Consider the following 22,421-nt stretch of genomic DNA (forward strand, 5'->3'; position numbering starts at 1 on the left):
AAAACCGGCTGTAATCCGAACACGACAAACAGGACGATGCCGGCGGCGGCAACGAATTTTCTCACAGAATTCCCCAGCAACCAGTCCACCGCCTGGTCGGTGGTGCAGTCATTATAAGATAACGATAGGCTGTGGGAAAGAGCAGCCGCAGGTTGCGTTCGACTATCTCGCGCGCTGTTGTAATTTTGGCGCGTCGGCGCGGGATGTCAGCAGGATCAAAACCGCAACTTTGGCCGCAAGAGCCTCGCGATGTGCGGGACTGCTTGTTCCCGGATGCTACGCTCGCCAGGGTAAAGGCAGTTTGCCGGGACGATGCCAATTCGCATCATTTCTCCGCCAGATAGACCTCTCCCAGCAGCGACGAGTTCGACCACGGCACCTGCTTGCTCTTCGTGGTCGAAACCACCTCCGCCCGCACACGTGTCAGCATCTGCTGCACCTCGAGACCGGGCGTGCCGATGTGGCGGGAGAGGGCAGCGGAAAACGGCGAGTTGGCGCCTTCGCCGTCGAGAGCGACCTGGCCCGGCGCAGTGGCGAAAGCGATCAGCGTGCCGGCGCCGAGCATCGCGCCGGCGCCCAGGCTCGGTGGCGCTGCGAGGCCCGAGGCAGCTTCGATGGCGCGGTTGGTGCCGGCTGATGCGACCTGCTGTGCCATCGGATTATTGCGGCAGGCATCGAAGATCAAAATGTTGGTGCGGACCTGGTCGTCGAGGCCGACCATGATCGTGTCCATGTCGATCATCGCGTCCGTCATCCTCGCGCCCGGCTTGAGTTCGACGTCGACGGGAATGAGATAGTTGCGACCGTCGACCTGCACGCCGTGGCCCGCATAGTAGACTAATACGACCTGCGCCCGCGCCGCTTCCCGCAAGAAGTCACGCGTCATCTTCTGCATCGCCGCGCGGTCGAGATCGACGCCTTCTGATACCGTGAAGCCGATATCGCGCAAGGCCCTGGCAATGGCGCGCGCGTCATTGGGCGGATTGGGGAGCGCCTTGACATGCGAATAGGCGCCATTGCCGATGATCAGCGCCATGCGTGCCGCGCGCGGCCGGAGCAGGCGAGGGGGGCGGCGCGGCACCGGTCTGCTGGGGAGCCGGTGCCTTTCCCGGCTCGGTCGGTGACGGCGCATCGCGCGGGATCGGTGTGCTTGCGTCGGTGATCAGCGACAGCCGCACCTTTGCGGTGGCTTGATTGGCCTTGCTGCCGGCATCGGACGCCGCGATCGCCAGCGTCGCCTTGTAGTCGTCGCTCGCGTGCGCGTAATTCCCTTTCGCCTCATAGGCCAGCGCGCGATGGGTGTAGCCTGAGATCAGCACGCTGTTCGGCGGAGTCATGATGTTGACGGGCGGCTTCTCTTTCGCGAGCCGAATCGCTTCGCTCCCGTCGGCAATCGCGCGATCGTAATCGCCTCTGACACGCCAGATCGCGGTCCGGTTGATCAGCGGCTGCGGCAGCGTCGGGTCGAGCCGGATCGCCTGGTTGATGTCGGTCAGCGCGCCGTCGAGATCGCCGAGCGCCTCCTTGGCGATGCCGCGGTTCTGGTACGAGAACGCCGATTTTGGATTGGCCTTGATCGACATGTCGTAGTCGGCGATCGCCTTGGCGTAATCGCCTTTGCCGCGCCAGGCATTACCGCGATTGTGGAAGATTGTTCCGTCAGGCGGGCCGAGCTTCAGCGCATCGTCGAAATCAGCGACCGCGATCTCGTACTCGCCTCGGTCGTAATACGCCGAGCCGCGTAGATTGTAGACTGCCTGGCTCGGCTGGAGCCGGATCGCTTCCGTGGCGTCAGTGATGACCTTGGCGTAATCGCCCTTCTTATTCCAGCCCACCGCGCGCCAGAAGTAGACCGTCGCGAGCTGCTCGCCTTTGAACAACTTCAGCGAAATGATATTGCTGCAGGCGTCGATCATCTGGTCTGCCGGCATGGTGTCGGTGGTGCAGAGCGGCCCAAGCTGGTTGCGCGCCTGCGCAAAAGCTGGCGCCGACCACAGGGTTGCGGCGAGCAGGCAGAGCGCGACGAGCAGGCGACGCATTGGCGGTGGTCCCGTAGAGGAGAGGCGTCTGTTGGTTACCCGGCAAGGGAAGGTGGTTCACGGCTCCCTGTTGTACAAACGGCAAACAGGGTGGCTCTATCGCTATTCCCTCGGTGGGCAGATTTTGCTAGGAGGCACTACCCAATCCCTCTGCCCACTGCGTCCCACTCCATGAAGAATGACGAAATCCTGAGCCAAATCACCGAGTTCTGCCGTAAGGCGGACATGGCGGAGTCGACGTTCGGCCGGCGCGCGGTGAACGATGGGAAGCTCGTGCACCGCTTGCGCGAGGGCAAACGCATCACGATCGATACCCTGGACCGGATCCAGGCCTACATGGCCGCATCGATGGCCGGCGGCGTGCCGCCGCCGCGGGGGCTTCAGGTGCCGCCGGAAAAGCGCGATCCGCGCGGCAATTTCCGCTTTTTCGAGAATCGCCAGAAATACCTGCTGTTCGTGCACACTTGCAGTGAGAAGCGGGTGGTCGCCGAGCGCGTGGCGCTGGAGCTTGCCAGCATCCATCCCCGGCCCCCGGCGTTGCGCGTGTTCGATGCCGGCGTTGGCGACGGCACGGTACTGGCGCGCGTGCTGCGCTCGATGCATCAGCGCTTTCCGCACATGCCGTTCTATGTCGCCGGCAAGGAACTCAGTCTCGAGGACCTCCGCCTGACGCTGGACAAGGTGCCGGATCGCATTTTCGAGCACCCGGCCTCGGTGTTCGTTTTTACCAACATGCTCTACGCGGAGGCGCCCTGGCTCACGCCGGCATCGCCCGCGGCGGCCGCCGCGACCGTTTGGCACGAGGTTCCCCTGCGGGGGGCTTCCTCCGGTGAGTTCGAGACGCAAATCGCGGAGTTGAAGCCGTTTTTGGAGCAGAACTGGCGGGCGGCGGTCAGCCCGCGCACGGGGATGCCGCTCTATGAGCGGCCTGTCGTGCTGGTGCTCTACCGTGAAGATCAGCGTTTTCTGCTCGATTCGACCATTCCCCGGCCGGGCCAGGCCGAGGCCAATTTCGACCTCGTTATTGCATCCCAGCCATACCGGGCGCTTTCCTCGGTCAATTTTCGGGCAAAACGGATCATTGCGCCCCTGGCGCGGGCCTTGCGGGCAGGCGGCCGCCTGATCGGAATTCACTCCCACGGCCAGGATCCGGGCATGGAGATGATCCAGGCGATCTGGCCCGGAGAAAATCCTTTCTCGGTGAGCCGTCATGAGCTATTGCGCGCGGTGAAGTACGAGCTCGGCTCGGTGGGCCGCGACCTAAATTTTAATGCTTACGCAGATAACCGCTCGATCTTCAGGTATGATATGGAAGCGCTGCCCAACGAGGTGACAGGCACTATCGGAACCTCGACGGCCTTTGCAGCCTGGAATGCGGCGGTGTATGTCGCTCAGATTGAGGACGACCGGTTGACGGAAATGACTCAAAACGGCCGCACCCTGGATGCCGCCAGGGACGTGCTGCGAAAGTACAATGGGCTCTGGTTTCTCGACGAATCCTACGTCATCTCGCGCCGGCGTGATTGACATCATTCAAAGCTAAATATCGCAACGCCCGCCAGCTAGCGGCGGAACAAGGGGTTACTGATGCGCGCGTCCTATCTCTTCACCAGCGAGTCCGTGTCCGAAGGCCATCCGGACAAGGTGTGCGACCGGATCTCCGACGAGATCGTCGATCTGTTCTACCGCGAAGGACCGAAAGCCGGCATCGATCCCTGGCAAATTCGTGCCGCCTGCGAAACGCTCGCGACCACCAACAAGGTCGTGATCGCCGGCGAGACCCGCGGTCCCGCATCCGTCACCAACGAGCAGATCGAAGGCGTCGTTCGCGCTGCGATTAAGGACATCGGCTACGAGCAGGAAGGTTTCCACTGGGAGAAGGCGGACATCGAGATCCTGCTGCATCCGCAGTCGGCCGACATCGCGCAGGGCGTCGATGCGCTGCAGCCGGGCGAAGTCAAGGAAGAGGGCGCTGGCGACCAGGGCATCATGTTCGGCTACGCCACCAACGAGACGCCCGATCTGATGCCGGCGCCGATCTTCTACGCCCATAAGATCCTGCGCCTCATCTCGGAAGCGCGGCACTCCGGCCGCGAGAAGGTGTTGGGCCCGGACTCGAAGAGCCAGGTCACCGTGCAGTACGAGAACGGCAAGCCGGTCGGCGTGCGCGAGATCGTGGTGTCGCACCAGCATCTGGTCGAGGACATCTCGTCCAAGCAGATTCGCGACATCGTCGAGCCCTATGTGCGTGAGGCGCTGCCGAAGGATTGGATCACGGCGAAGACCATCTGGCACATCAACCCGACCGGCAAGTTCTACATCGGCGGTCCCGACGGCGATTCCGGCCTGACCGGCCGCAAGATCATCGTCGACACCTATGGTGGCGCGGCTCCGCACGGTGGCGGCGCGTTCTCCGGCAAGGATCCGACCAAGGTCGACCGCTCCGCGGCTTACGCTGCCCGCTATGTCGCCAAGAACATCGTCGCGGCCGGTCTTGCCGACCGCTGCACGCTGCAGCTCGCCTACGCCATCGGCGTGGCGCGTCCGCTGTCGATCTACATCGACACCCACGGCACCGGTAAGGTGTCGGAGGATCAGCTCGAGAAGGCCGCGGCCAAGGCGATGGATCTCACCCCGCGTGGCATCCGCAGCCATCTCGATCTCAACCGCCCGATCTACGCGCGCACCTCCGCCTATGGCCATTTCGGCCGTACTCCCGACAACGAGGGCGGCTTCTCCTGGGAGAAGACCGATCTCGTCGAAGCGCTCAAGCGCGCGGTCTGATCACCGACGACATTTCGGGGCGCCGCGACAGCGGCGAACCCGGAATTCCTAATCGATCGCATCGAGATTCCGGGCTCGCCCTCCAGGGTGACCTGGGATGACCAATTCAACAACAGGACGCCCGCAATGAACGCGAAGCCCGGCTTCACAGATTACATCGTCAAGGACATTTCGCTCGCCGATTTCGGCCGCAAGGAGCTCTCGCTCGCCGAGACCGAGATGCCCGGCCTGATGGCCACCCGCGAGGAGTACGGCCCGAAGCAGCCGCTGAAGGGCGCCCGTATCGCCGGCTCGCTGCACATGACGATCCAAACAGGCGTGCTGATCGAGACGCTGGCCGCGCTCGGCGCCGACATCCGCTGGGTCTCCTGCAACATCTATTCGACGCAGGACCACGCCGCGGCGGCGATCGCAGCCGCCGGCATTCCGGTGTTCGCCGTCAAGGGTGAGAGCCTTACCGAGTACTGGGACTACACCGCCAAGCTGTTCGACTGGCACGGCGGCGGTCACCCGAACATGATCCTCGACGACGGCGGCGACGCCACCATGTACGTCCATCTCGGCCTGCGCGCCGAGAACGGCGACACCAAGTTCCTGGACAAGCCGGGTTCGGAAGAAGAGGAAGTCTTCTTCGCGCTTCTGAAGAAGCAGCTCAAGGAGAAGCCGAAGGGCTACTTCGCCGAGATCGCCAAGAGCATCAAGGGCGTTTCCGAAGAAACCACCACGGGCGTGCATCGTCTCTACGACATGCAGAAGGCCGGCACGTTGCTATGGCCCGCCATCAACGTCAACGACAGCGTCACCAAGTCGAAGTTCGACAACCTCTATGGCTGCCGTGAATCGCTGGTCGACGGCATTCGCCGCGGCACCGACGTGATGATGTCCGGCAAGGTTGCGATGGTCGCGGGCTTCGGCGACGTCGGCAAGGGTTCGGCCGCCTCGCTGCGCCAGGCCGGCTGCCGCGTCATGGTCTCCGAAGTCGATCCGATCTGCGCGCTGCAGGCGGCGATGGAAGGCTATGAAGTCGTGACCATGGAAGACGCCGCGCCCCGCGCCGACATCTTCGTCACCGCGACCGGCAACAAGGACATCATCACGATCGAGCACATGCGCGCAATGAAGGATCGCGCTATCGTCTGCAACATCGGTCACTTCGACAATGAGATCCAGATCGCGGGTCTGCGTAACCTGAAATGGACCAACATCAAGCCGCAGGTCGACGAGATCGAATTCCCCGACAAGCATCGCATCATCATGCTGTCGGAAGGTCGCCTCGTGAACCTCGGCAACGCGATGGGCCATCCGTCCTTCGTGATGTCAGCCTCCTTCACCAACCAGACGCTGGCGCAGATCGAGCTTTTCGCCAACAACAAGGACGGCAAGTACAAGAAGGAAGTCTACGTGCTGCCGAAGTCGCTCGACGAAAAGGTCGCGCGCCTGCACCTTGCCAAGATCGGCGTCAAGCTCACCGAGCTGCGCAAGGACCAGGCCGACTACATCGGCGTCAAACAGGAAGGTCCGTACAAGTCGGACCATTACCGCTACTGATCCGCTGATCGTATCTATTTTCGATGCAAAGCCCCGGAGCGATCCGGGGCTTTATTGTCTTGAGCGTGACGCACGCGTCTCCTCGAGGTTGTGTCAGGCCGATTGCCAGTTGACGAGCAATGATCCCGGTCAGACAATCCTTGGCAGCGGAGGAAACAATGGCTCAAGACCATTTCGACGTGCTGATCGTCGGTGCCGGCCTGTCCGGGATCGGCGCGGGCTATCATCTTCAGACCAAATGTCCGACCAAGAGCTACGTCATCCTTGAGGGACGCGACTGTATCGGCGGCACCTGGGACCTGTTTCGCTATCCCGGCGTCCGCTCCGACAGCGACATGTTCACGCTCGGCTATTCCTTCAAGCCCTGGACCGATCCGAAGGCGATCGCCGACGGCGCGCAAATTCTCAGCTACGTTCGCGAAACCGCAGCCGAGAACGGCATCGAGAAGCACATCCGCTTTCACCATCGGGTCAAGCGTGCGGCGTGGTCGACGAGTGACGCGCGCTGGACCGTCGAGGCCGAGCGCATCACCGGCGAGGGCGTGGCACAAACCGTGCGCTTCACCTGCAATTTCCTGTTCATGTGCTCGGGCTATTACAAATACGAGGCGGGCTACACGCCGGAGTTTCCGGGGGTCGCGGATTTCGCCGGCCGCATCGTGCATCCGCAGAAATGGACCGACGACATCGACTGCGCGGGCAAGCGCGTCGTCGTGATTGGCTCGGGCGCGACCGCGGTGACGCTGGTGCCGGAACTCGCCAAGACGGCCGCGCAGGTCACCATGCTGCAGCGCTCGCCGACCTATGTGGTGTCGCGCCCTGCACAGGATCCCGTCGCCAACAAATTGCGGCGCAATCTGCCGACGCGGCTTGCCTATCACCTGATCCGCTGGCGCAACGTGATGTGGGGGATGTTCTTCTTCCAGCTCAGTCGGCGCCGCCCTGCGAAGGTGAAGGAGCTGGTTCTCAAGGGCGTGCAGATGGCGCTCGGCCCCGACTACGACGTCGCGACCCATTTCACGCCGCGGTACAATCCGTGGGACCAGCGGCTCTGCCTCGTGCCGGATGGCGACCTGTTCAAGGCGATCCGCGAGCAGCGCGCCTCCGTAGTCACCAAAGAGATCGACACGTTCACGCACGATGGTATCCGCCTGAAGGACGGCAGCGAGCTTGCGGCGGACATCATCGTGACCGCGACGGGACTGGTGCTCCAGGTCGTCGGCGGTCTTGACATCAGTGCCGACGGCCGCGCCCTCGATTTCGCCAACACGCTGACCTACAAGGGCATGATGTATGCCGACGTGCCCAACATGGCTTCTGCGTTCGGCTACACCAACGCATCATGGACGCTGAAATGCGACCTCACCTGCGAATATGTCTGTCGGCTCATCAACTACATGGACCGGCACAATTTCCGGCAGTGCATGCCACATAATGACGATCCCACGATCACGGCGCAGCCGTCGCTCGATTTCACCTCGGGTTATGTGCAGCGCTCGGTCGCAAAGATGCCGAAGCAAGGCTCGAAGCAGCCGTGGCGGCTCTACCAGAACTACGCGCTCGACATCGTCTCCTTGCGGTTCGGCCGGATCGACGACGGTGTGATGCAATATTCCTGATCGCGACGACCGCGACGTTCTAAGCCTTGCGCGTGGCAAGCGGCAGTGCAAGATCAATCGCGAGTGCAAGCACCACGGCGCCGCCGCCCAGCGCGAACAAGACGAGATAATCGCCGCCGGTCTGTGCGTAGATCCAGGAGAAGCCGTAGGCCGCGGCCCCGCCTGGAACAGCGCAAAGCTGGTCGCGGCATGGCTCCATGTCGTGCGCTGCTGCTCGGCAGAAAGTGGGACCAGCTCATGGATGCGTCCGAGCACGAGCGGTACGATGCCAGGTGTGAAGCCGCCGACCACCACGCTCGATACGATCAGCGGGAGAGGCGCGGTACTGACGATCGGGAGCAACACGGCGGCCGCTTCGATCAGGAAGGCGGCGCGCAGCGCCGGTCTAAACCCAGCGCGGTCCCCGAGATGACCGGTGACCACCGGGCCGACGATTGCGCCAAGGCCATAGAGCACCCAGTAGTGCGATCCCGCAACAATACCCTGGCCGAGGCCGCGCGCGACGAAATCGACGATGAAGACCATGTGCGGCACCAGCGCCACCGCGTTGAGGCCGTATTGGACGAGCAAGCCGCGAGCAGCGGGCGAAGCGTGCTTCGCCCGCTGCGATGACACGGTATCGGCCTTGGCCTCAGCGGGCCAGTTCCACCAACTCACCAGCGTGAGCGTGCCCGCGAGCACGCCAAGACCATACCAACTCTGTTGCAAGCCTTGCTGCAGCAACAGCGGCACCAGCGTGCCGGATGCGGCGACACCGAGCCCGACGCCGGCAAAGATCACGCCGCCGACGATGCCGCGCCTCGCCGCCCAGATATGCGGTAGAATGACGGAGGCCGCCAGTACCATGATGATTCCGCCGGTGAGCCCCGACAGGAAGCGCCAGGCGAAGAACCAGGTGAACGACACCGGGGTCGAGCTGGCAAAAAAGGAGAGGGTCGCGAGCAACATCATCGCCCGCAAGCCGCGAACGGCGCCGATGCGCGCCGCCACGGTCCGCGCCGCGAGCGCGCCGGCAAGATAGCCGGCAAGGTTCGCTGCACCGAGATAGACGACGTCGGACGAGTCGAACCATTTTGCGGCGATCAGGGCCGGGATCAGCGGCGTGTAGGAAAAGCGCGCGAGGCCAAGCCCGACCAGCGATGCGGACAATCCTGCTACCGCATATCGCCAGGTTTGCTGTGAGGAAGACTGTGATATCGAACCCGACCGCTGATGCGGTCGGGTGCGGACTTGCTGCTTGGCATCTGCGTCTGCCATGTCGTCCTCGTGCACGCGAAGGCGCGGCTGCGTTCAGTGGCCGGCGCTCTGGCCGCCGTCGACATGCAGGATCTCGCCGGTGACGAAGGAGGCACTCTCGAGATAAAGTACGGCATCGACGATGTCGGACATCTCGCCCATATGGCCGACAGGATGCAGCGCATCGAGCTGGGCGTGCGTCGCGACGGGGTGCATCGGTGACTTGATGATGCCGGGTGACACCGCGTTCACGCGGATACCGCGCTTGGCATATTCGATCGCGAGCGACTTGGTCGCGGCGTTCAGGCCGCCCTTGCTCAGCGAGGCCAGCGCCGAGGGCACGTTCGAATTGGCCTGGTCGACTAGCGTGGTTGTGATCTGGACGACGTGGCCGGACCCCTGCTTCTCCATCTCGGCGATGGCGAGCTGCGTGACGTGAAAGAAGCCCGCGACGTTGGTGCCCATCACCGCCGCATAGTCCTCCGCCGTGTACTGCGTGAACGGCTTTGCGACGAAGATGCCGGCGTTGTTGACCAGCGTGTCGACGCGGCCGTAGCGGGAGATGGCGTGCGAGACCACGCGCTCGGCCGTGGCCCTCTCGGAAATGTCGCCGGGAACGGCGAGGACATCGTCATCGCCCGACGGCTTGATGGAGCGCGCCGTCGCGACGACACGATAGTTGCGATCGCGAAAACCCTGGACCAGGGCGGCACCGATGCCCTGCGAAGCACCGGTGATGATGGCAACCTTCTGTTCGATACCCATGATGGGCTCCTGTTGTTGGCTTTCAGAACCTGCGCCAGCAGCGGCTGGCTTAGTCGATGAGGTACGCTGCACCGGGCCGGCTGCGAATACGCGCTGTCCGGCAGACACTCTTTCGCGGCGCGAACGAATGCCGGGCGGGCTCCCGGCGGTGGTTGTCGCAGCGGGAGCGAACGCCTAGCTTGCAGTCGGAGCTCGATGGGCTGGCGGGAAACCTATGGATCGTCTGGATGCGATGAAGGTGTTTGTCCTTGCGGTGGACGAGGGCAGCCTCGCCGCCGCCGGCCGCAAGCTCGGCCGTTCGCCGGCGGCGGTGAGCCGCGCCATTGCATTCCTGGAGCAGCGGGTCGGTGCCGAGCTGCTGCACAGGACCACACGCTCCATCAAGCTGAGCGAGGAGGGCGAGCGCTATGTCGCGGTCTGTCGCCGCGTGCTCACCGAGTTGGAGGAGGCCGACGACATCGCGGCCGGGCCGCGCACGGCGCCCCGCGGCTTGCTCACGATCACTGCGCCCGTGGTGTCAGGTGAGATGGTGCTGCGGCCGATCCTCGATGCGTTTCTCGACGCCTATCCGACCGTCTCGGCAAAACTCCTGCTGTTCGATCGCGCGGTCAATCTGATCGAGGAGGGGGTCGACGTCGCGCTTCGCATCGGTCATCTCGCGGATTCGGCAATGGTCGCGATGCGAGTCGGCGAGATCAGCCGCGTCGTGGTAGCATCACCGCGCTATCTGAAGCAGCATCCGCGCATCACCGAGCCCGGCGACCTCGCCAAGCACCAGATCGTCGCGATGGCGCACCTTCCCAATTCCTGGACCTTTGCACCGCAGGCCGGGTCGTCGGCCGCCCGCACGGTGCAGTTCACGCCGCGGCTCGTCGTCAACAGCACCTATGCGGCGGTGGCCTCGGCCGTCGCCGGCCGCGGTGTGGCGCGAATGTATTCGTACCAGGTAGGTGAGCAGGTTGCGCGCGGCGAACTCGAGATCGTCCTGGCCGGCCACGAGGATCCCGAGATGCCCGCGCATTTGATCTGTCCGCAGGGCCGGCTCTCGGTACCGAAGGTGCGGACCTTCACGGACTTTGCGGTGCCGCGGCTGAAGAAACAGTTTGCTCGGCTCAAGAGCGGCATCACTGCCCGGTGAGCCGCTGCGGGCACGGGCAATGCGTTGTTTTGCGTATACGGCAGGTCGGGTGAATCGGCCATGTTGCCCGAACGGTTAACGCCGGATTAACCGCGGAGTCCTAGCCTGTCTCGGCCGGGGTTACTTGCAAGGCCGAGGTGAGCCCAATGGAAGCCCAGAGAATCGCGGTCGACGCCGTCGTCGCGTTGACCGATTGCGACCGCGACGCCGTCATCGCGTTCATCCGCCGCCTGTATCTTGCCGGCGTCACCGACCCCAAGCGCCTGACCTTCAAGGGCCTCCAAGCCCTGTCACGGGCCTGATTCGGCTCGGTTCGGCCTGAAGTTCCCAGCCCTGATCTCCGGAGCGTGATTGCGACCCACCGGCGAATATCTTGCCGCTCGGGCCGCGTCGGGATAGATCACGTCCCCGGTTGATCACCGGGGAACGGGGGAGATGTTAAAACAGTTTTTTGCGCCGCAACTCGTCATTCTCTATGTGCTGGCGGCATCGACGATCTACGTTCATTTCCGCGGCAAGCAGCGGCTGCGCTTAGCGCGCCAGCTCGGGGACCACTCCACCTATCTCGCGCCCTACAATGTGTTGATGTACGCGGCCTCGGCGGTGCCGAACAAGCCGGTGATCCCGGTGGAGCAGTTTCCGGAGCTGAAAGCCCTCAGCGAAAATTGGGAGACCATTCGCGACGAGGCCGTTCGCCTGTTCGACGAAGGCTTCATTCGCGCGGCGGCGAAGAACAACGATTGGGGCTTCTATTCGTTCTTCAAGAGCGGCTGGAAACGCTTTTACCTGAAATGGTACGATGACTTCCTGCCTTCGGCGCGCACGCTGTGCCCGAAGACGGTGGAGCTGCTCAACTCCATTCCGAGCGTGCATGGTGCGATATTTGCGATGCTGCCGCCGGGCGGCAAGCTCGGCGCCCACCGCGATCCCCTCGCCGGTTCGCTGCGCTACCACCTCGGTCTTGTCACGCCGAACTCGAACAAGTGCCGCATCCTGATCGACGGCGTCGAATGCGTCTGGCGCGACGGCGAGGCCTTTATGTTCGACGAGACCTTCATCCACAGTGCGGAGAATGCCACCGACGTCAACCGCATCATCCTGTTCTGCGACGTCGAGCGTCCGATGAAATACGGCTTCATGACCGCGATCAACCGTTGGGTCAGCCACCACATCGTCAAGGCCTCTGCAACCCAGAACGTCGACGGCGAGAGCGTCGGCCTGCTCAACAAGGTGTTCGGCAAGCTCTATGAGATCCATCTTGCGAGCCGCAAGGTCAAGGAATGGAATCGCAACGTCTACTACACGCTCAAATATTCGCTGACGGCGCTGATCCTCGGTCTCATCGTGCTGTCGGCATTGCGGTGATCGCCTTTAGTGACGGTGCTTGTGTTGTTCGGAGCCATCAGGGCGCTGGTAACCGCGCAGCTCCGCGTATCGCTGCATTTGGCTCTGATCGAGCAAGGCAGTTGTCGATAGATGGTATTTGAGGTGGCTTTCGCGGAGCAGTGCCTGGGTTTCCGAAATGGCCACGAGGGCCGCCTTGAGTGACTCCGATGTCACGACGCGGGCGGAGAAGAGGCGGTCCAACTCCGTTTCCTGCTCGACCAGCTTGTCACCCAGCGGGACCGCCTCTTGCTTCATGGCGTCGAAGAGCCGCTGAACCTGGATGCGCTGATCCGCGGTCAAATCAAGCCGATCACCGAACTCGAGAACATGGCTCGGACCGGGATATCCATTGAGCTCGGCGGCAAGCGCCAGGCCCATGCCACGTCCGGCTCGAAGATCGTCGATCTGCTGCTGCGACAGCGCCTTGACGGGGCGATGCTCAAGGCCGGCATAGGGCTGACTGGACTGCGCACTGGCAACATTGCACGAGACGATAAGCGTGGCCGCAAGCAGGAGAAGGCGTCTCATGAGTCTGGCTCCATGAAATCGGCCCGGCTCGTCGATCGATCTCCACCGGTGCTCTCCACATATCTTGCTGGACGGTTCGCCTCATGGCAACAAAGATTGCCGCGATTGAGTTGCCGAACATGGAGCAGACGATGGCCTCCTTGCCGACCGCGAATACCGAGATCACGCAGTTCTTTCGCCACTGGCTGGAAACCTTCGCGGGCTATGTCCGCGAGGTCGACTATGCTTCGGCGCGGCCGCTCTTCCACCCGGATGTGCTGGCCTTCGGCACGCACAATGACGTCATTCCCGGCCTCGACCAATGGGTCACCACGCAATGGGACAACGTCTGGCCGAAGACGTCCGACTTCCGTTTCGTCATCGACCAGGCCTCGGTCCTGGCATCGTCCGATGGCACGATAGCGACCGTGATCGTGCCGTGGACGAGCACCGGCTATCATCCCGACGGCAGCGCGTTTCCGCGTCCCGGCCGCGCCACGATGGTGTTTTCAAGACATGGCGATGGTTGGCTATGTGTGCATTCCCACATGTCGCTCAATCGCGGTGTCCCACAGGCAAGCCACGCCAATCGGCCGGTGAAGGCTTGGTAGTGCCGCCGGGCTTGTGGGCCGACTAAAGTTTTACCCTCTCATTCCAGCTCGGTTGGAACCCTTGGAACCCAATGTGGTTTTTTCAGCAACAATAACAGGTGAAACCACGCAAGCGGGGGCCTATCTGAGGATGCGCTCCCATGGCAACCCTTGATCTCGACGCCACCCGACTTACCGCCCCCGAGCATCAGCGCCAGCTTCGCCGCGCCGTGATCGCCTCCACAATCGGGACTGCGATCGAGTGGTATGACTTCTTTCTTTACAGCACCGTCACGGGTCTGGTTTTCGCAAAGCTCTTCTTCCCTCACTCCGATCCCTGGGTAGGCACGCTGGAGGCGTTTGCGATCTACGCGGTCGGATTCGCCGCGCGGCCCGTCGGCGCGGCAATCTTTGGCCATTATGGCGACCGCATCGGACGTAAATCCACGCTGATCGCGACCTTGCTCTTGATGGGACTGGCGACCGCTGCGGTGGCCGTGGTGCCGACCTATGCCAGCATCGGTATCTGGGGCGCCGTGATCCTGACCGTGCTGCGGTTCATTCAGGGCGTCGGAGTCGGTGGTGAGTGGGGCGGCTCGGTACTGATGTCGATGGAATGGGCGCGCAACGACCGATCCCGTGGATTGATCGCATCATGGCCGCAGTTCGGTGTGCCCTGCGGGCTTTTCCTCGCCAATCTTGCCGTGCTGGTGTTCAGCCAGATGGCGGGTGATCAGTTCCTGGCATGGGGCTGGCGTATTCCCTTCGCGCTCAGCATCATCCTGGTCGGCGTGGGCCTCTATATCAGGCTCGGCATTCTCGAAACCCCGGTGTTCTCCAAGCTCGTGGCCGAACGCCAGGTCGATCGCACGCCGATGCTCACGGTGATCCGGGAATACCCGAAGGAGATCCTACTGTCTGCCTTTGCGCGCATGTCGGAGCAGGCGCCGTTCTACATCTTCACGGCCTTCGTGTTCTCCTATGGCATCGGCACCCTGCACGTATCGCGCGACTTCCTGCTGACCGCGGTGCTCTCGGCCTCGGTGCTGTCGTTCGTGTCGATCCCGCTGTGCGGACATATCTCCGATCAGATAGGCCGCAAGAACATGTATATGCTCGGCGCTGCCGTGACGGGCATCTTCGGCTTCGTCTATTTCGCCATGCTCAATACGGGGTCGCTGACCATCATCTTCCTCGCGATCATCCTGTCGCTGATTCCGCACGACATGCAGTATGGACCGCAAGCCGCCTTGATCGCAGAGAGCTTCACCGGACGCCTGCGCTATAGCGGCTCCTCGCTCGGCTATCAGCTCGCATCCGTGATCGCCGGCGGCCCCGCACCGCTGATCGCCACCTGGCTGTACGGCACGTTCCACTCGGCGACTGCGATCGCGATCTACATCGCGATTTGCGCGGTCGTGACGCTGGTCGCGACCGCGATGATGACCGATTACACCGGAAAGGACATCAACGCGGCGGGGGCGTACGAGCGACGAACTTGAATCCGCAAAAAAGCCCCGGGACGCGATGCCCGGGGCTTTGCTGTCCCGTGATCTCGAGCTCGGCCTTATTCCGGCTGACCGATGCTCACCTTCAGCGTACCGACGCCGTCGACGCCGCATTCGAGCTTGTCGCCGGGCTGGAGCTGCGACACGCCGGCCGGCGTGCCCGTCATGATGATGTCGCCGGCGGCGAGCTTCACCTGCTGCGAGAGCTGCCAGATGATCTCAGGCACGTTCCAGATCAGCTCGGTGAGGTCGCCCTTCTGCGCTTCCTTGCCGTTGACCGTGAGCCAGATCTTGCCCTTGGCGGGGTGACCGATCTTCGATGCCGGCTGCACCGCGGAACAAGGCGCCGAATAGTCGAACGACTTGCCGACCTCCCACGGACGCTCCTTCTTGCGCGAGGCGATCTGCAGGTCGCGGCGGGTCAGGTCGATGCCGACGGCATAGCCGTAGACATGGTCGAGCGCTTTCTCGGCGGGAATGTTGAGGCCGCCGCTCTTCATCGCGACGATCAACTCGACCTCGTGATGAAGATCCTTGGTCAGCGGCGGATAGGGAATGGTGGCGCCGTCGGGCACCAGCATGTCGGCGTGCTTGGCGAAGAAGAACGGCGGGGCGCGCTCGTCATTGCCCATCTCGCGGATGTGCTCGAGATAGTTGCGGCCGACGCACCAGATGCGGCGCACGGGATAACGGCCGCTTTCCCCGACGACGGGAAGCGAAGCCTGGATCGGAAGCGGGATGACGTAGGAGGCGGCGTTCATATAGCGATCTCGCTGCTCTTGAGGTGAAGGGAACTCTATGCGGTTGCGCTGATCGGCGCCAGAGCACCGGCGTCGTGATGTTGCAGGCGGAAGAACGACGCGTAGCGGCCGCCGCGGCGGAGCAGCTCGTCATGCCGGCCCTGTTCGACGATCTCGCCGCCCTCGACCACCAGGATCGCATCGGCGTGCATGATGGTGTGCAGGCGGTGCGCGATCACGATGGTGGTGCGGTTCTGGCAGAGATGCTCGATCGCCTCCTGCACCTGCCGCTCGGACTCGGAATCGAGCGCGGCGGTGGCTTCGTCAAGCAGGATGATCGGCGCGTTCTTGATCAGCGCGCGCGCAACCGCGATGCGCTGGCGCTGGCCGCCGGACAGCTGCGTGCCGTGCTCGCCGACGGGCGTGTCGTAGCCGAGCGGGAAGCCCATGATGAAATCATGCGCGCAGGCCGCCTTGGCGGCGGCGATGATCTGGTCTTCGGTCGCGCCGGCGCGGCCGAACGCGATGTTGCTGCGGATGGTGTCGCGGAACAGATAGACGTCCTGACCGACATAGGCGGTCTGGGCCCGCAGCGATTTTCGCGAGACCGCGCCGATCGACTGGCCGTCGATCACGATGTCGCCTTGCGTCACCTCGTAGAAGCGCAGTAGCAATCCCAGCACGGTCGATTTGCCGCCGCCGGATGGGCCGACCAGCGCAGTGACCTTGCCGGGTTCGGCAACAAAGCTCATGCGGTTGAGGACGGTCTCACCGTTGCGATAGGAAAAGCTGACGTCGCGCAGCTCGATGCGCGCAGTCGACAGTTTCAGCGCCGGCTTGTCGTCGTCAGAATGCTCGCTCGCGGGGCTGTCGACGACTTCCAGCAGCATGCGGGCGCCGACGAGCTGGCTGTTGAGGTCGATGTTGAGCCGCGCCAGCCGCTTGGCCGGCTCGGTCGCCATCAAGAACGCGGTCATGAAGGAAAAGAACGCGCCGGGCGTGGCATTGAGGGCGACTACGCTATAGCCGCCGTAAAGCAAACAGCCGGCGACCGCGAAGCCGCCGAGCATCTCCATGAGCGGATTGGAGCGGTTGGCGACGCGGGCCATCTTGTTGGCGTTGCGCTCGACGATCGCGATGTTCTCGTCGATGCGATTCTGCATGGTGTCTTCGAGCGTGAACGCTTTCACCGTGCGGATCCCCTGCAGCGATTCCTGCATCGTCTCCAGGATGTCGGCGGTGCCGGTGAACTGGTTGTAGGCGAGGCCCTTGATGCGCTTGACCAGCTTGCGCAGCACCAGCATCGCCGGCGGCACGGCGACGAGGCCGATGAACGACATCACCGGATCCTGCCACACCATCACGCCGATCATGGCGAGCAACATCATGAGGTCGCGCCCGACCGCATTGACCAGCATGTTGAGGACATCGGTGATGGACTTCGCGCCGGCCGTCAGCCGCGCCAGGAATTCCGACGAATGCCGCTCGGAGAAGAATCCGACGCTCTCGCGCATCAACTTGGCGAACAGCTGGCGTTGGTTGGTGGCAAGGATGGCGTTGGAGATCTTGGTCAGGATCACCATGTGGCCGTAGGTCGCCACGCCCTTGATGAAGAGCAGGATCACGGTGATGCCCGAGAACATCGCGATGCCTGGGATGTTCTTGTCGACATAGGCCTGGTTGATGACCTGGCCGAGCACGTAGGTCGCGCCCGCGGTCGATCCGGCGGCAAGCGCCATCAGCGCGAAGGCGACGACGTAGCGCCGCCAGTAGATGATGCCCTGTTCCGTGACCAGGCGGCGAATCAGCACCGCTGCCGCATAGGGATCGTCGGTGATTTTCTTTGGAAACTGAGCCATCCGCAGTCCATTGACGGCACAGGAATAAGCCTGCCCGCGCGTCAGGGATCGAACGGCCTCTGTGCCCGCTAAGCCAGCGCTTTTCAAGCCCAATTAAGGGCTTGCGCTGGAATGGAATCTAGGCCGAGGCGGCGTGGCGGAGCTCGCCGTGGCGCTCGCGGAACAGCTTGTCCTCCCACGCCAGCGCATGCGCGGCGATGGTCTCGAGGTCGTCGTATTGCGGCTTCCAGTCGAGCAGGCCGCGGATCCGGCTGGTGTCGGCGACCATGGTCATGATGTCGCCGGGCCGGCGCGGGGCGTATTGCACGGCGAAGCTGCGGCCCGAAACACGGCGCACCGCGTCGATGGTCTCCAGCACCGAGTAGCCGCGGCCATAGCCGCAATTGAGCGTCGTCGAGGCGCCGCCGTTGCGCAAATAGGCGAGCGCCGAGCGATGCGCCTGCGACAGGTCCGTGACATGGATGAAGTCGCGGATGCAGCTGCCATCCTGGGTCGGATAGTCAGTGCCGAACACGTCGATCTTGGCGCGCTGGCCGGTCGCGGCTTCCACCGCGATCTTGAGCAGGTGCGTGGCGCCGACGGTGGCCAATCCAATGCGCGCCTGCGGATCGGCGCCGGCGACGTTGAAATAGCGCAGGGTGACGTACTGCATGCCGTAGGCGGCGGCGACGTCGTGCAGCATGATCTCGGTCATCAGCTTCGACGAACCGTAGGGCGACAGCGGCCGTGTCGGCGCATGCTCGGGCACCGGCACCTGGTCCGGATCGCCGTAGACCGCCGCGGTCGAGGAGAAGATGAAGCGGTCGATGCCGCGCTTGACCGCGACGTTGAGCAGGTTGCGCGCGGTCGTGAAATTGTTGCGGTAATAGCCAAGCGGATCGCGCATCGAATCCGGCACGATCACCGAGCCCGCGAAGTGGATGATGCTCTCGATGTTGTGCTGGGCGATCACGCCTTCGAGCAGGTTCTCGTCGCCGGCATCGCCAATGAACAGCGGCACCCCTTCGGGCAGATAGGCCGAGAAACCGGTGGAGAGATCGTCGATCACGACGACGTCCTCGCCGGCTTCCGCCAGCGCCAGAACCGTGTGGCTTCCGATATAGCCGGCACCGCCGGTGACAAGCACAGTCATGATCTCACCCGTCTTCGATCAACGCTCCAAGCTAACGTTTACGTGGTGAAGAGTGGGTATCGGCGCGGCTGAACTGGTCACTATGCTTAATGTTGCGTATAGGGACTTTCGAAACGGAGCGTAGCGTGGCGAATTTCCCAACCGATCTCGAAGTGATCGTGCCAAATCTGCACAGGCGCTATTCCGGGGTCACCGCGACCAACCGGATGGTGGCGCCGCGGCTGGCGAAGCTGTTTCGCGCCGCGTGGTTCGGCTCCGACGCGCCGGAGGGGATCGCGCGCCTGAACGGTGCCGATCTCCTGAGATTTTGGCGCCGCAGCGCGCCGCTGATCTGGCACGCGCGCCGCAACAACGAGATGATCGCGGGCGTGCTGTTGCGCGCGCTCGGCTGGCCGCTCAAGCTCGTCTTCACCTCGGCGGCGCAGCGCCATCATAGCTGGATCACGCGCTGGCTGATCCGGCGCATGGACGCGATCATCGCGACATCAGATCTTTCGGCCTCGTTCCTGAAGGTTAAGGCGACGGTGGTTCCGCATGGCGTCGACACCTCCGTCTATGCGCCGCCGCTCGACCGCACTGCTGCCTTCGCGGAAACCGCGTTGCCGGGCCGCTATGCGATCGGCTGCTTCGGCCGGGTACGCGCGCAGAAGGGCACCGATGTGTTCGTCGATGCGATGTGCCGCTTGCTGCCGCGCTATCCGGATTTCACCGCAGTCATCGTCGGCCAGGTCACACCCGAGCAAGCTGTTTTTGCAAACGACCTGAAGAAGCGGATCGAGGCCGCCGGCCTGCAATCGCGCATCGTCATCACTGGCGAACTGCCGATCGAAGACGTGCAGCGCTGGTATCAGCGGCTGACGATCTACGCCTTCACCTCGCGCAACGAAGGTTTTGGCCTGACATTGATCGAAGCGATGGCGGCCGGCAGCGCGCTGGTCGCCGCGCGCGCCGGGGCGGCCGAACTCGTGGTCGAGGATGGCGTGACCGGCGTGCTGATCCCGACCGGTGATGCGGACGCGCTGGCTGCAGCGGTCGAACCGCTGATGCGTGACGTGGGCGCCGCGATCGCTATGGGCGCGCGCGGGCGGGCACGGGTGCTCGCGGAATTCAGCCTCGATGCGGAGGCCTCACGGATCGGGGACGTCTATCGGCCGCTGCTTTGAACATCGCCTTCAGGGCAGCAAACAAAAAACTCGAAAATAACCCCATGCACAGTAGTCTAGGCCAACGAAATCAACGGCTTGGCCGGCATCCCGAAGCTGCGAATTTTACGAAGTCGATTTGACTCGTCGAGCAAAACACCGGTATGATGTCGTCATCGGCGTAGCCTCGACGGCCTTCACGTCGAAGCCCTTGTCCCCACCTCACCCAGCACCCGCTGCGCAATCTCCACCACCTCGCTCGCCGCGATATCTCGCATGCAGCGGTGGTCGTTCATCTTGCAGATCGTGCTCTGGCAGGGTTGGCAGGAGAGCACGCTCTTGTCCTGCACCACGGTCGCGGCGAGGCCGTTGAGGGGGGCCCAAAGATAGGGGCTGGTCGGCCCGAAGATGCCCATGGTCGGCGTGCCCAGGGCGGCTGCGATGTGCATCAGGCCGGAATCGTTGGAGATCGCGACGCCGGCTGCAGCCATGGCCAGCACGCCGTTGCGCAGATCATTGCCGGTGAGGTCCCGGACCCCCGGGCCGCCAGCCGCGACGATCTCCTGAGCCAGGCCCTTTTCCCCGGGGCCGCCGACAACCCAGACCTCAAGGCCGCGCTCGGCGAGCAAGCGGGCGGCTTCCGGATAGTAGGTCCAGCGCTTTGAAGCGCCGACCGAGCCGGGAGCCAGCGCCACGGCGGCGCCGGCGCTGAGGCCGTAGGCCTGCCGCCAGCGGACGATGTCCTCGGCCGGGACCCGCAATTGCGGCACCGGCCATTCCGGAGGCAGCGGGGCGCCATCGGGCTGGGCGAGGGCGGCGTTTTTGTCGATGAAGCGAGGCAGCTTCTTTTCGCCCCAGCGCCAGCGGTTGAGCAGGCCGAACCGGAACTCGCCGACGAAGCCGACCCTTTCCGGAATGCCGGCCAAAGCGGGCGCAATGGCGGCCTTCCAGGTCCGGGGTAGCACCAGGGCGGTGCCGTAGTTTCGCTTGTGCAGGAGCTTCGCCAGGCCGAGCTGGCGGCCCACGGCGAGCCGGCCGCGCGGCAGGTCCCAGACGATCGCTTCGCGCACGCCCGGCATGTAATCGACCAAGGGCGCGCACAGGGAGGTCGTGAGCAGATCGACCGGCCGGTTCGGCCAGCGCTCGTTGAGGACCCGGACGACGGTGTGATTCCGGACGAAATCGCCGATCCACATGTAGGGGACGATCAGGATCGGGCGCGTGTCGCCCCGATCTGCCTCGCCACTAAGTTGCGAATCTTGGTTCATTCGTTAAAAGGGCCGGGGTGCGCTGATGTGGCGGTTCGGTTAGCCGCTCCGGGCCGGCAGGTAAAGCCGGCTGAGTGGCCATCCCAAAACCGCTTACACTTTGGCGGATCATGCGCTAGGGCAGAACCGGGCCGCAAAACTTCGGGCAGGCGGAATCTGGCAGGGAAGTTGGAATGTTGCTGGTGACCGGCGGGGCCGGTTTTATCGGATCGAATGTCGTCGCCGCGCTGAACGAGGCCGGCCGCAGCGACGTGGTCGTCTGCGATTTCCTTGGCAACGAGGGCAAATGGCGCAACCTCGCCAAGCGGCAGCTCGTGGATATCGTGCCGCCAGCTGAGCTGCCGGACTGGCTGAAGGGCCGCAAGCTCGATGCGGTGATCCATCTCGGAGCGATTTCCGCGACTACCGCGACCGACGGCGACCTGGTGTTCGAGACCAACTTCCGCCTGTCGATGCGCCTCCTGGACTGGTGCACGGCGAATGCGGTGCCGTTGATCTACGCCTCCTCGGCGGCGACCTATGGCGACGGCGAGGCAGGATTTGACGACGATGCCTCGGTCGCTGCGTTGAAGAAACTGCGCCCGATGAATCTCTACGGCTGGAGCAAGCACCTGTTCGATCTCGCCGTCGCCGAGCGCGCTGCGAACGGCGAGAAGCTGCCGCCGCAATGGGCCGGACTGAAATTCTTCAACGTGTTCGGCCCCAACGAATACCACAAGGGCTCGATGATGAGCGTGCTGGCGCGCCGCTTCGACGACGTCAAAGCGGGCCGCGTCGTGCAATTGTTTAAGTCGCATTGCGAGGGCATCGCCGACGGCGATCAGCGCCGCGATTTCATCTATGTCGACGACGTCGTGCGCGTGATCATGTGGCTGCTGGCAACGCCCTCGGTGTCCGGGCTGTTCAATGTCGGCACCGGCAAGGCACGCAGCTTCAGGGACCTGATGCTAGCGGCTTATGCTGCGCTCGGCGCCAGCCCCAACATCGAATACATCGACATGCCCGAGCAGATCCGCGGTAGCTACCAGTACTTCACCCAGAGCGAGGTCGATCGCCTCCACCGCGCCGGCTACAATGGCGGTTTCACGACGCTCGAGGACGCGGTGAAGGCCTATGTCGGGGATTATCTCGACCGGCCCGACCGCTTCCGCTGAGGTCCA

17 protein-coding genes and 2 pseudogenes are annotated in these 22,421 nt (G+C 63.5%); 11 read left to right on the plus strand and 8 right to left on the minus strand.

The window, feature by feature from the left end; translation table 11 throughout:
* Positions 1-325: 325 nt before the first annotated feature.
* Positions 326-2,039 (minus strand): annotated as a pseudogene (locus ACIPUD_RS30460) (caspase family protein).
* A 171-nt stretch (positions 2,040-2,210) separates the two neighbouring features.
* On the opposite strand from ACIPUD_RS30460, the gene ACIPUD_RS30465 reads away from it, so the two are divergent.
* The 4 genes from ACIPUD_RS30465 (at position 2,211) to ACIPUD_RS30480 (ending at position 7,990) form a co-directional block, all read left to right on the plus strand.
* Positions 2,211-3,566 (plus strand): hypothetical protein, encoded by a 1,356-nt coding sequence (locus tag ACIPUD_RS30465; protein ID WP_018457294.1) that lies wholly within the window; start codon positions 2,211-2,213, stop codon positions 3,564-3,566.
* A gap of 60 nt (positions 3,567-3,626) precedes the next feature.
* Positions 3,627-4,823 (plus strand): methionine adenosyltransferase, encoded by a 1,197-nt coding sequence (gene metK / locus ACIPUD_RS30470; protein ID WP_204511798.1) that lies wholly within the window; start codon positions 3,627-3,629, stop codon positions 4,821-4,823.
* A 126-nt stretch (positions 4,824-4,949) separates the two neighbouring features.
* The gene (gene ahcY, locus ACIPUD_RS30475) at positions 4,950-6,371 is read left to right on the plus strand and encodes an adenosylhomocysteinase (protein WP_007601979.1); all 1,422 of its coding nucleotides are present in this window, start codon (positions 4,950-4,952) and stop codon (positions 6,369-6,371) included.
* A 158-nt stretch (positions 6,372-6,529) separates the two neighbouring features.
* Positions 6,530-7,990, plus strand: a complete 1,461-nt coding sequence (locus tag ACIPUD_RS30480; RefSeq protein ID WP_446482148.1) for a flavin-containing monooxygenase — start codon at positions 6,530-6,532, stop codon at positions 7,988-7,990.
* A gap of 19 nt (positions 7,991-8,009) precedes the next feature.
* On the opposite strand, the pseudogene ACIPUD_RS30485 reads toward ACIPUD_RS30480, so the two are convergent.
* A pseudogene (locus ACIPUD_RS30485) lies at positions 8,010-9,247 on the minus strand (YbfB/YjiJ family MFS transporter).
* A gap of 33 nt (positions 9,248-9,280) precedes the next feature.
* Positions 9,281-9,991: an SDR family NAD(P)-dependent oxidoreductase gene (locus ACIPUD_RS30490; RefSeq protein ID WP_247386237.1), complete on the minus strand. Its 711-nt coding sequence runs from the start codon at positions 9,989-9,991 to the stop codon at positions 9,281-9,283.
* 214 nt (positions 9,992-10,205) lie between these two features.
* Here ACIPUD_RS30490 and ACIPUD_RS30495 point away from each other — a divergent pair, with 214 nt between their 5' ends.
* The 3 genes from ACIPUD_RS30495 to ACIPUD_RS30505 all read left to right on the plus strand — a co-directional run bounded on the left by ACIPUD_RS30495 (position 10,206) and on the right by ACIPUD_RS30505 (position 12,494).
* Entirely contained in the window at positions 10,206-11,129 is a 924-nt protein-coding gene (locus tag ACIPUD_RS30495; protein ID WP_446482149.1) for a LysR family transcriptional regulator, read from the plus strand.
* Positions 11,130-11,275: 146 nt separating this feature from the next.
* Positions 11,276-11,431 (plus strand): hypothetical protein, encoded by a 156-nt coding sequence (locus tag ACIPUD_RS30500; protein ID WP_007612486.1) that lies wholly within the window; start codon positions 11,276-11,278, stop codon positions 11,429-11,431.
* 133 nt (positions 11,432-11,564) lie between these two features.
* A complete protein-coding gene (locus ACIPUD_RS30505; RefSeq protein ID WP_446482150.1) occupies positions 11,565-12,494 on the plus strand; it encodes an aspartyl/asparaginyl beta-hydroxylase domain-containing protein in 930 nt (309 codons plus the stop codon).
* A gap of 6 nt (positions 12,495-12,500) precedes the next feature.
* On the opposite strand, the gene ACIPUD_RS30510 is transcribed toward ACIPUD_RS30505, so the two are convergent.
* Positions 12,501-13,043: a Spy/CpxP family protein refolding chaperone gene (locus ACIPUD_RS30510; RefSeq protein ID WP_446482151.1), complete on the minus strand. Its 543-nt coding sequence runs from the start codon at positions 13,041-13,043 to the stop codon at positions 12,501-12,503.
* A 131-nt stretch (positions 13,044-13,174) separates the two neighbouring features.
* Here ACIPUD_RS30510 and ACIPUD_RS30515 point away from each other — a divergent pair, with 131 nt between their 5' ends.
* Both ACIPUD_RS30515 and ACIPUD_RS30520 read left to right on the plus strand, forming a co-directional pair.
* The gene (locus tag ACIPUD_RS30515; protein WP_446482165.1) at positions 13,175-13,633 is read left to right on the plus strand and encodes a YybH family protein; all 459 of its coding nucleotides are present in this window, start codon (positions 13,175-13,177) and stop codon (positions 13,631-13,633) included.
* 140 nt (positions 13,634-13,773) lie between these two features.
* Positions 13,774-15,114 (plus strand): MFS transporter, encoded by a 1,341-nt coding sequence (locus ACIPUD_RS30520; protein WP_247378041.1) that lies wholly within the window; start codon positions 13,774-13,776, stop codon positions 15,112-15,114.
* Positions 15,115-15,179: 65 nt separating this feature from the next.
* Here ACIPUD_RS30520 and ACIPUD_RS30525 read toward each other — a convergent pair whose 3' ends face one another.
* From ACIPUD_RS30525 to galE, 3 genes are all read right to left on the minus strand, one after another.
* Positions 15,180-15,881, minus strand: a complete 702-nt coding sequence (locus ACIPUD_RS30525; RefSeq protein WP_446482152.1) for a fumarylacetoacetate hydrolase family protein — start codon at positions 15,879-15,881, stop codon at positions 15,180-15,182.
* 35 nt (positions 15,882-15,916) lie between these two features.
* Positions 15,917-17,719: an ABC transporter ATP-binding protein gene (locus ACIPUD_RS30530; protein ID WP_446482153.1), complete on the minus strand. Its 1,803-nt coding sequence runs from the start codon at positions 17,717-17,719 to the stop codon at positions 15,917-15,919.
* Positions 17,720-17,837: 118 nt separating this feature from the next.
* Positions 17,838-18,851 carry a UDP-glucose 4-epimerase GalE gene (galE, locus tag ACIPUD_RS30535; RefSeq protein ID WP_446482154.1) on the minus strand — a complete coding sequence of 338 codons (1,014 nt, stop codon included), beginning with the start codon at positions 18,849-18,851 and terminating at the stop codon, positions 17,838-17,840.
* Between the two features lie 125 nt (positions 18,852-18,976).
* Here galE and ACIPUD_RS30540 point away from each other — a divergent pair, with 125 nt between their 5' ends.
* Positions 18,977-20,014, plus strand: a complete 1,038-nt coding sequence (locus ACIPUD_RS30540; protein ID WP_446482155.1) for a glycosyltransferase family 4 protein — start codon at positions 18,977-18,979, stop codon at positions 20,012-20,014.
* A 176-nt stretch (positions 20,015-20,190) separates the two neighbouring features.
* Here the strand turns inward: ACIPUD_RS30540 and waaF are convergent, their stop codons facing one another.
* Positions 20,191-21,261, minus strand: coding sequence for a lipopolysaccharide heptosyltransferase II (waaF, locus tag ACIPUD_RS30545; protein ID WP_446482156.1), 1,071 nt, complete (start codon positions 21,259-21,261; stop codon positions 20,191-20,193).
* Positions 21,262-21,434: 173 nt separating this feature from the next.
* Here waaF and rfaD point away from each other — a divergent pair, with 173 nt between their 5' ends.
* Complete coding sequence (gene rfaD / locus ACIPUD_RS30550) at positions 21,435-22,415, plus strand: ADP-glyceromanno-heptose 6-epimerase (protein ID WP_446482157.1); 981 nt, start codon at positions 21,435-21,437, stop codon at positions 22,413-22,415.
* Positions 22,416-22,421 lie beyond the last annotated feature (6 nt).

It is taken from the genome of Bradyrhizobium sp. CAR08 (genome assembly GCF_052871955.1).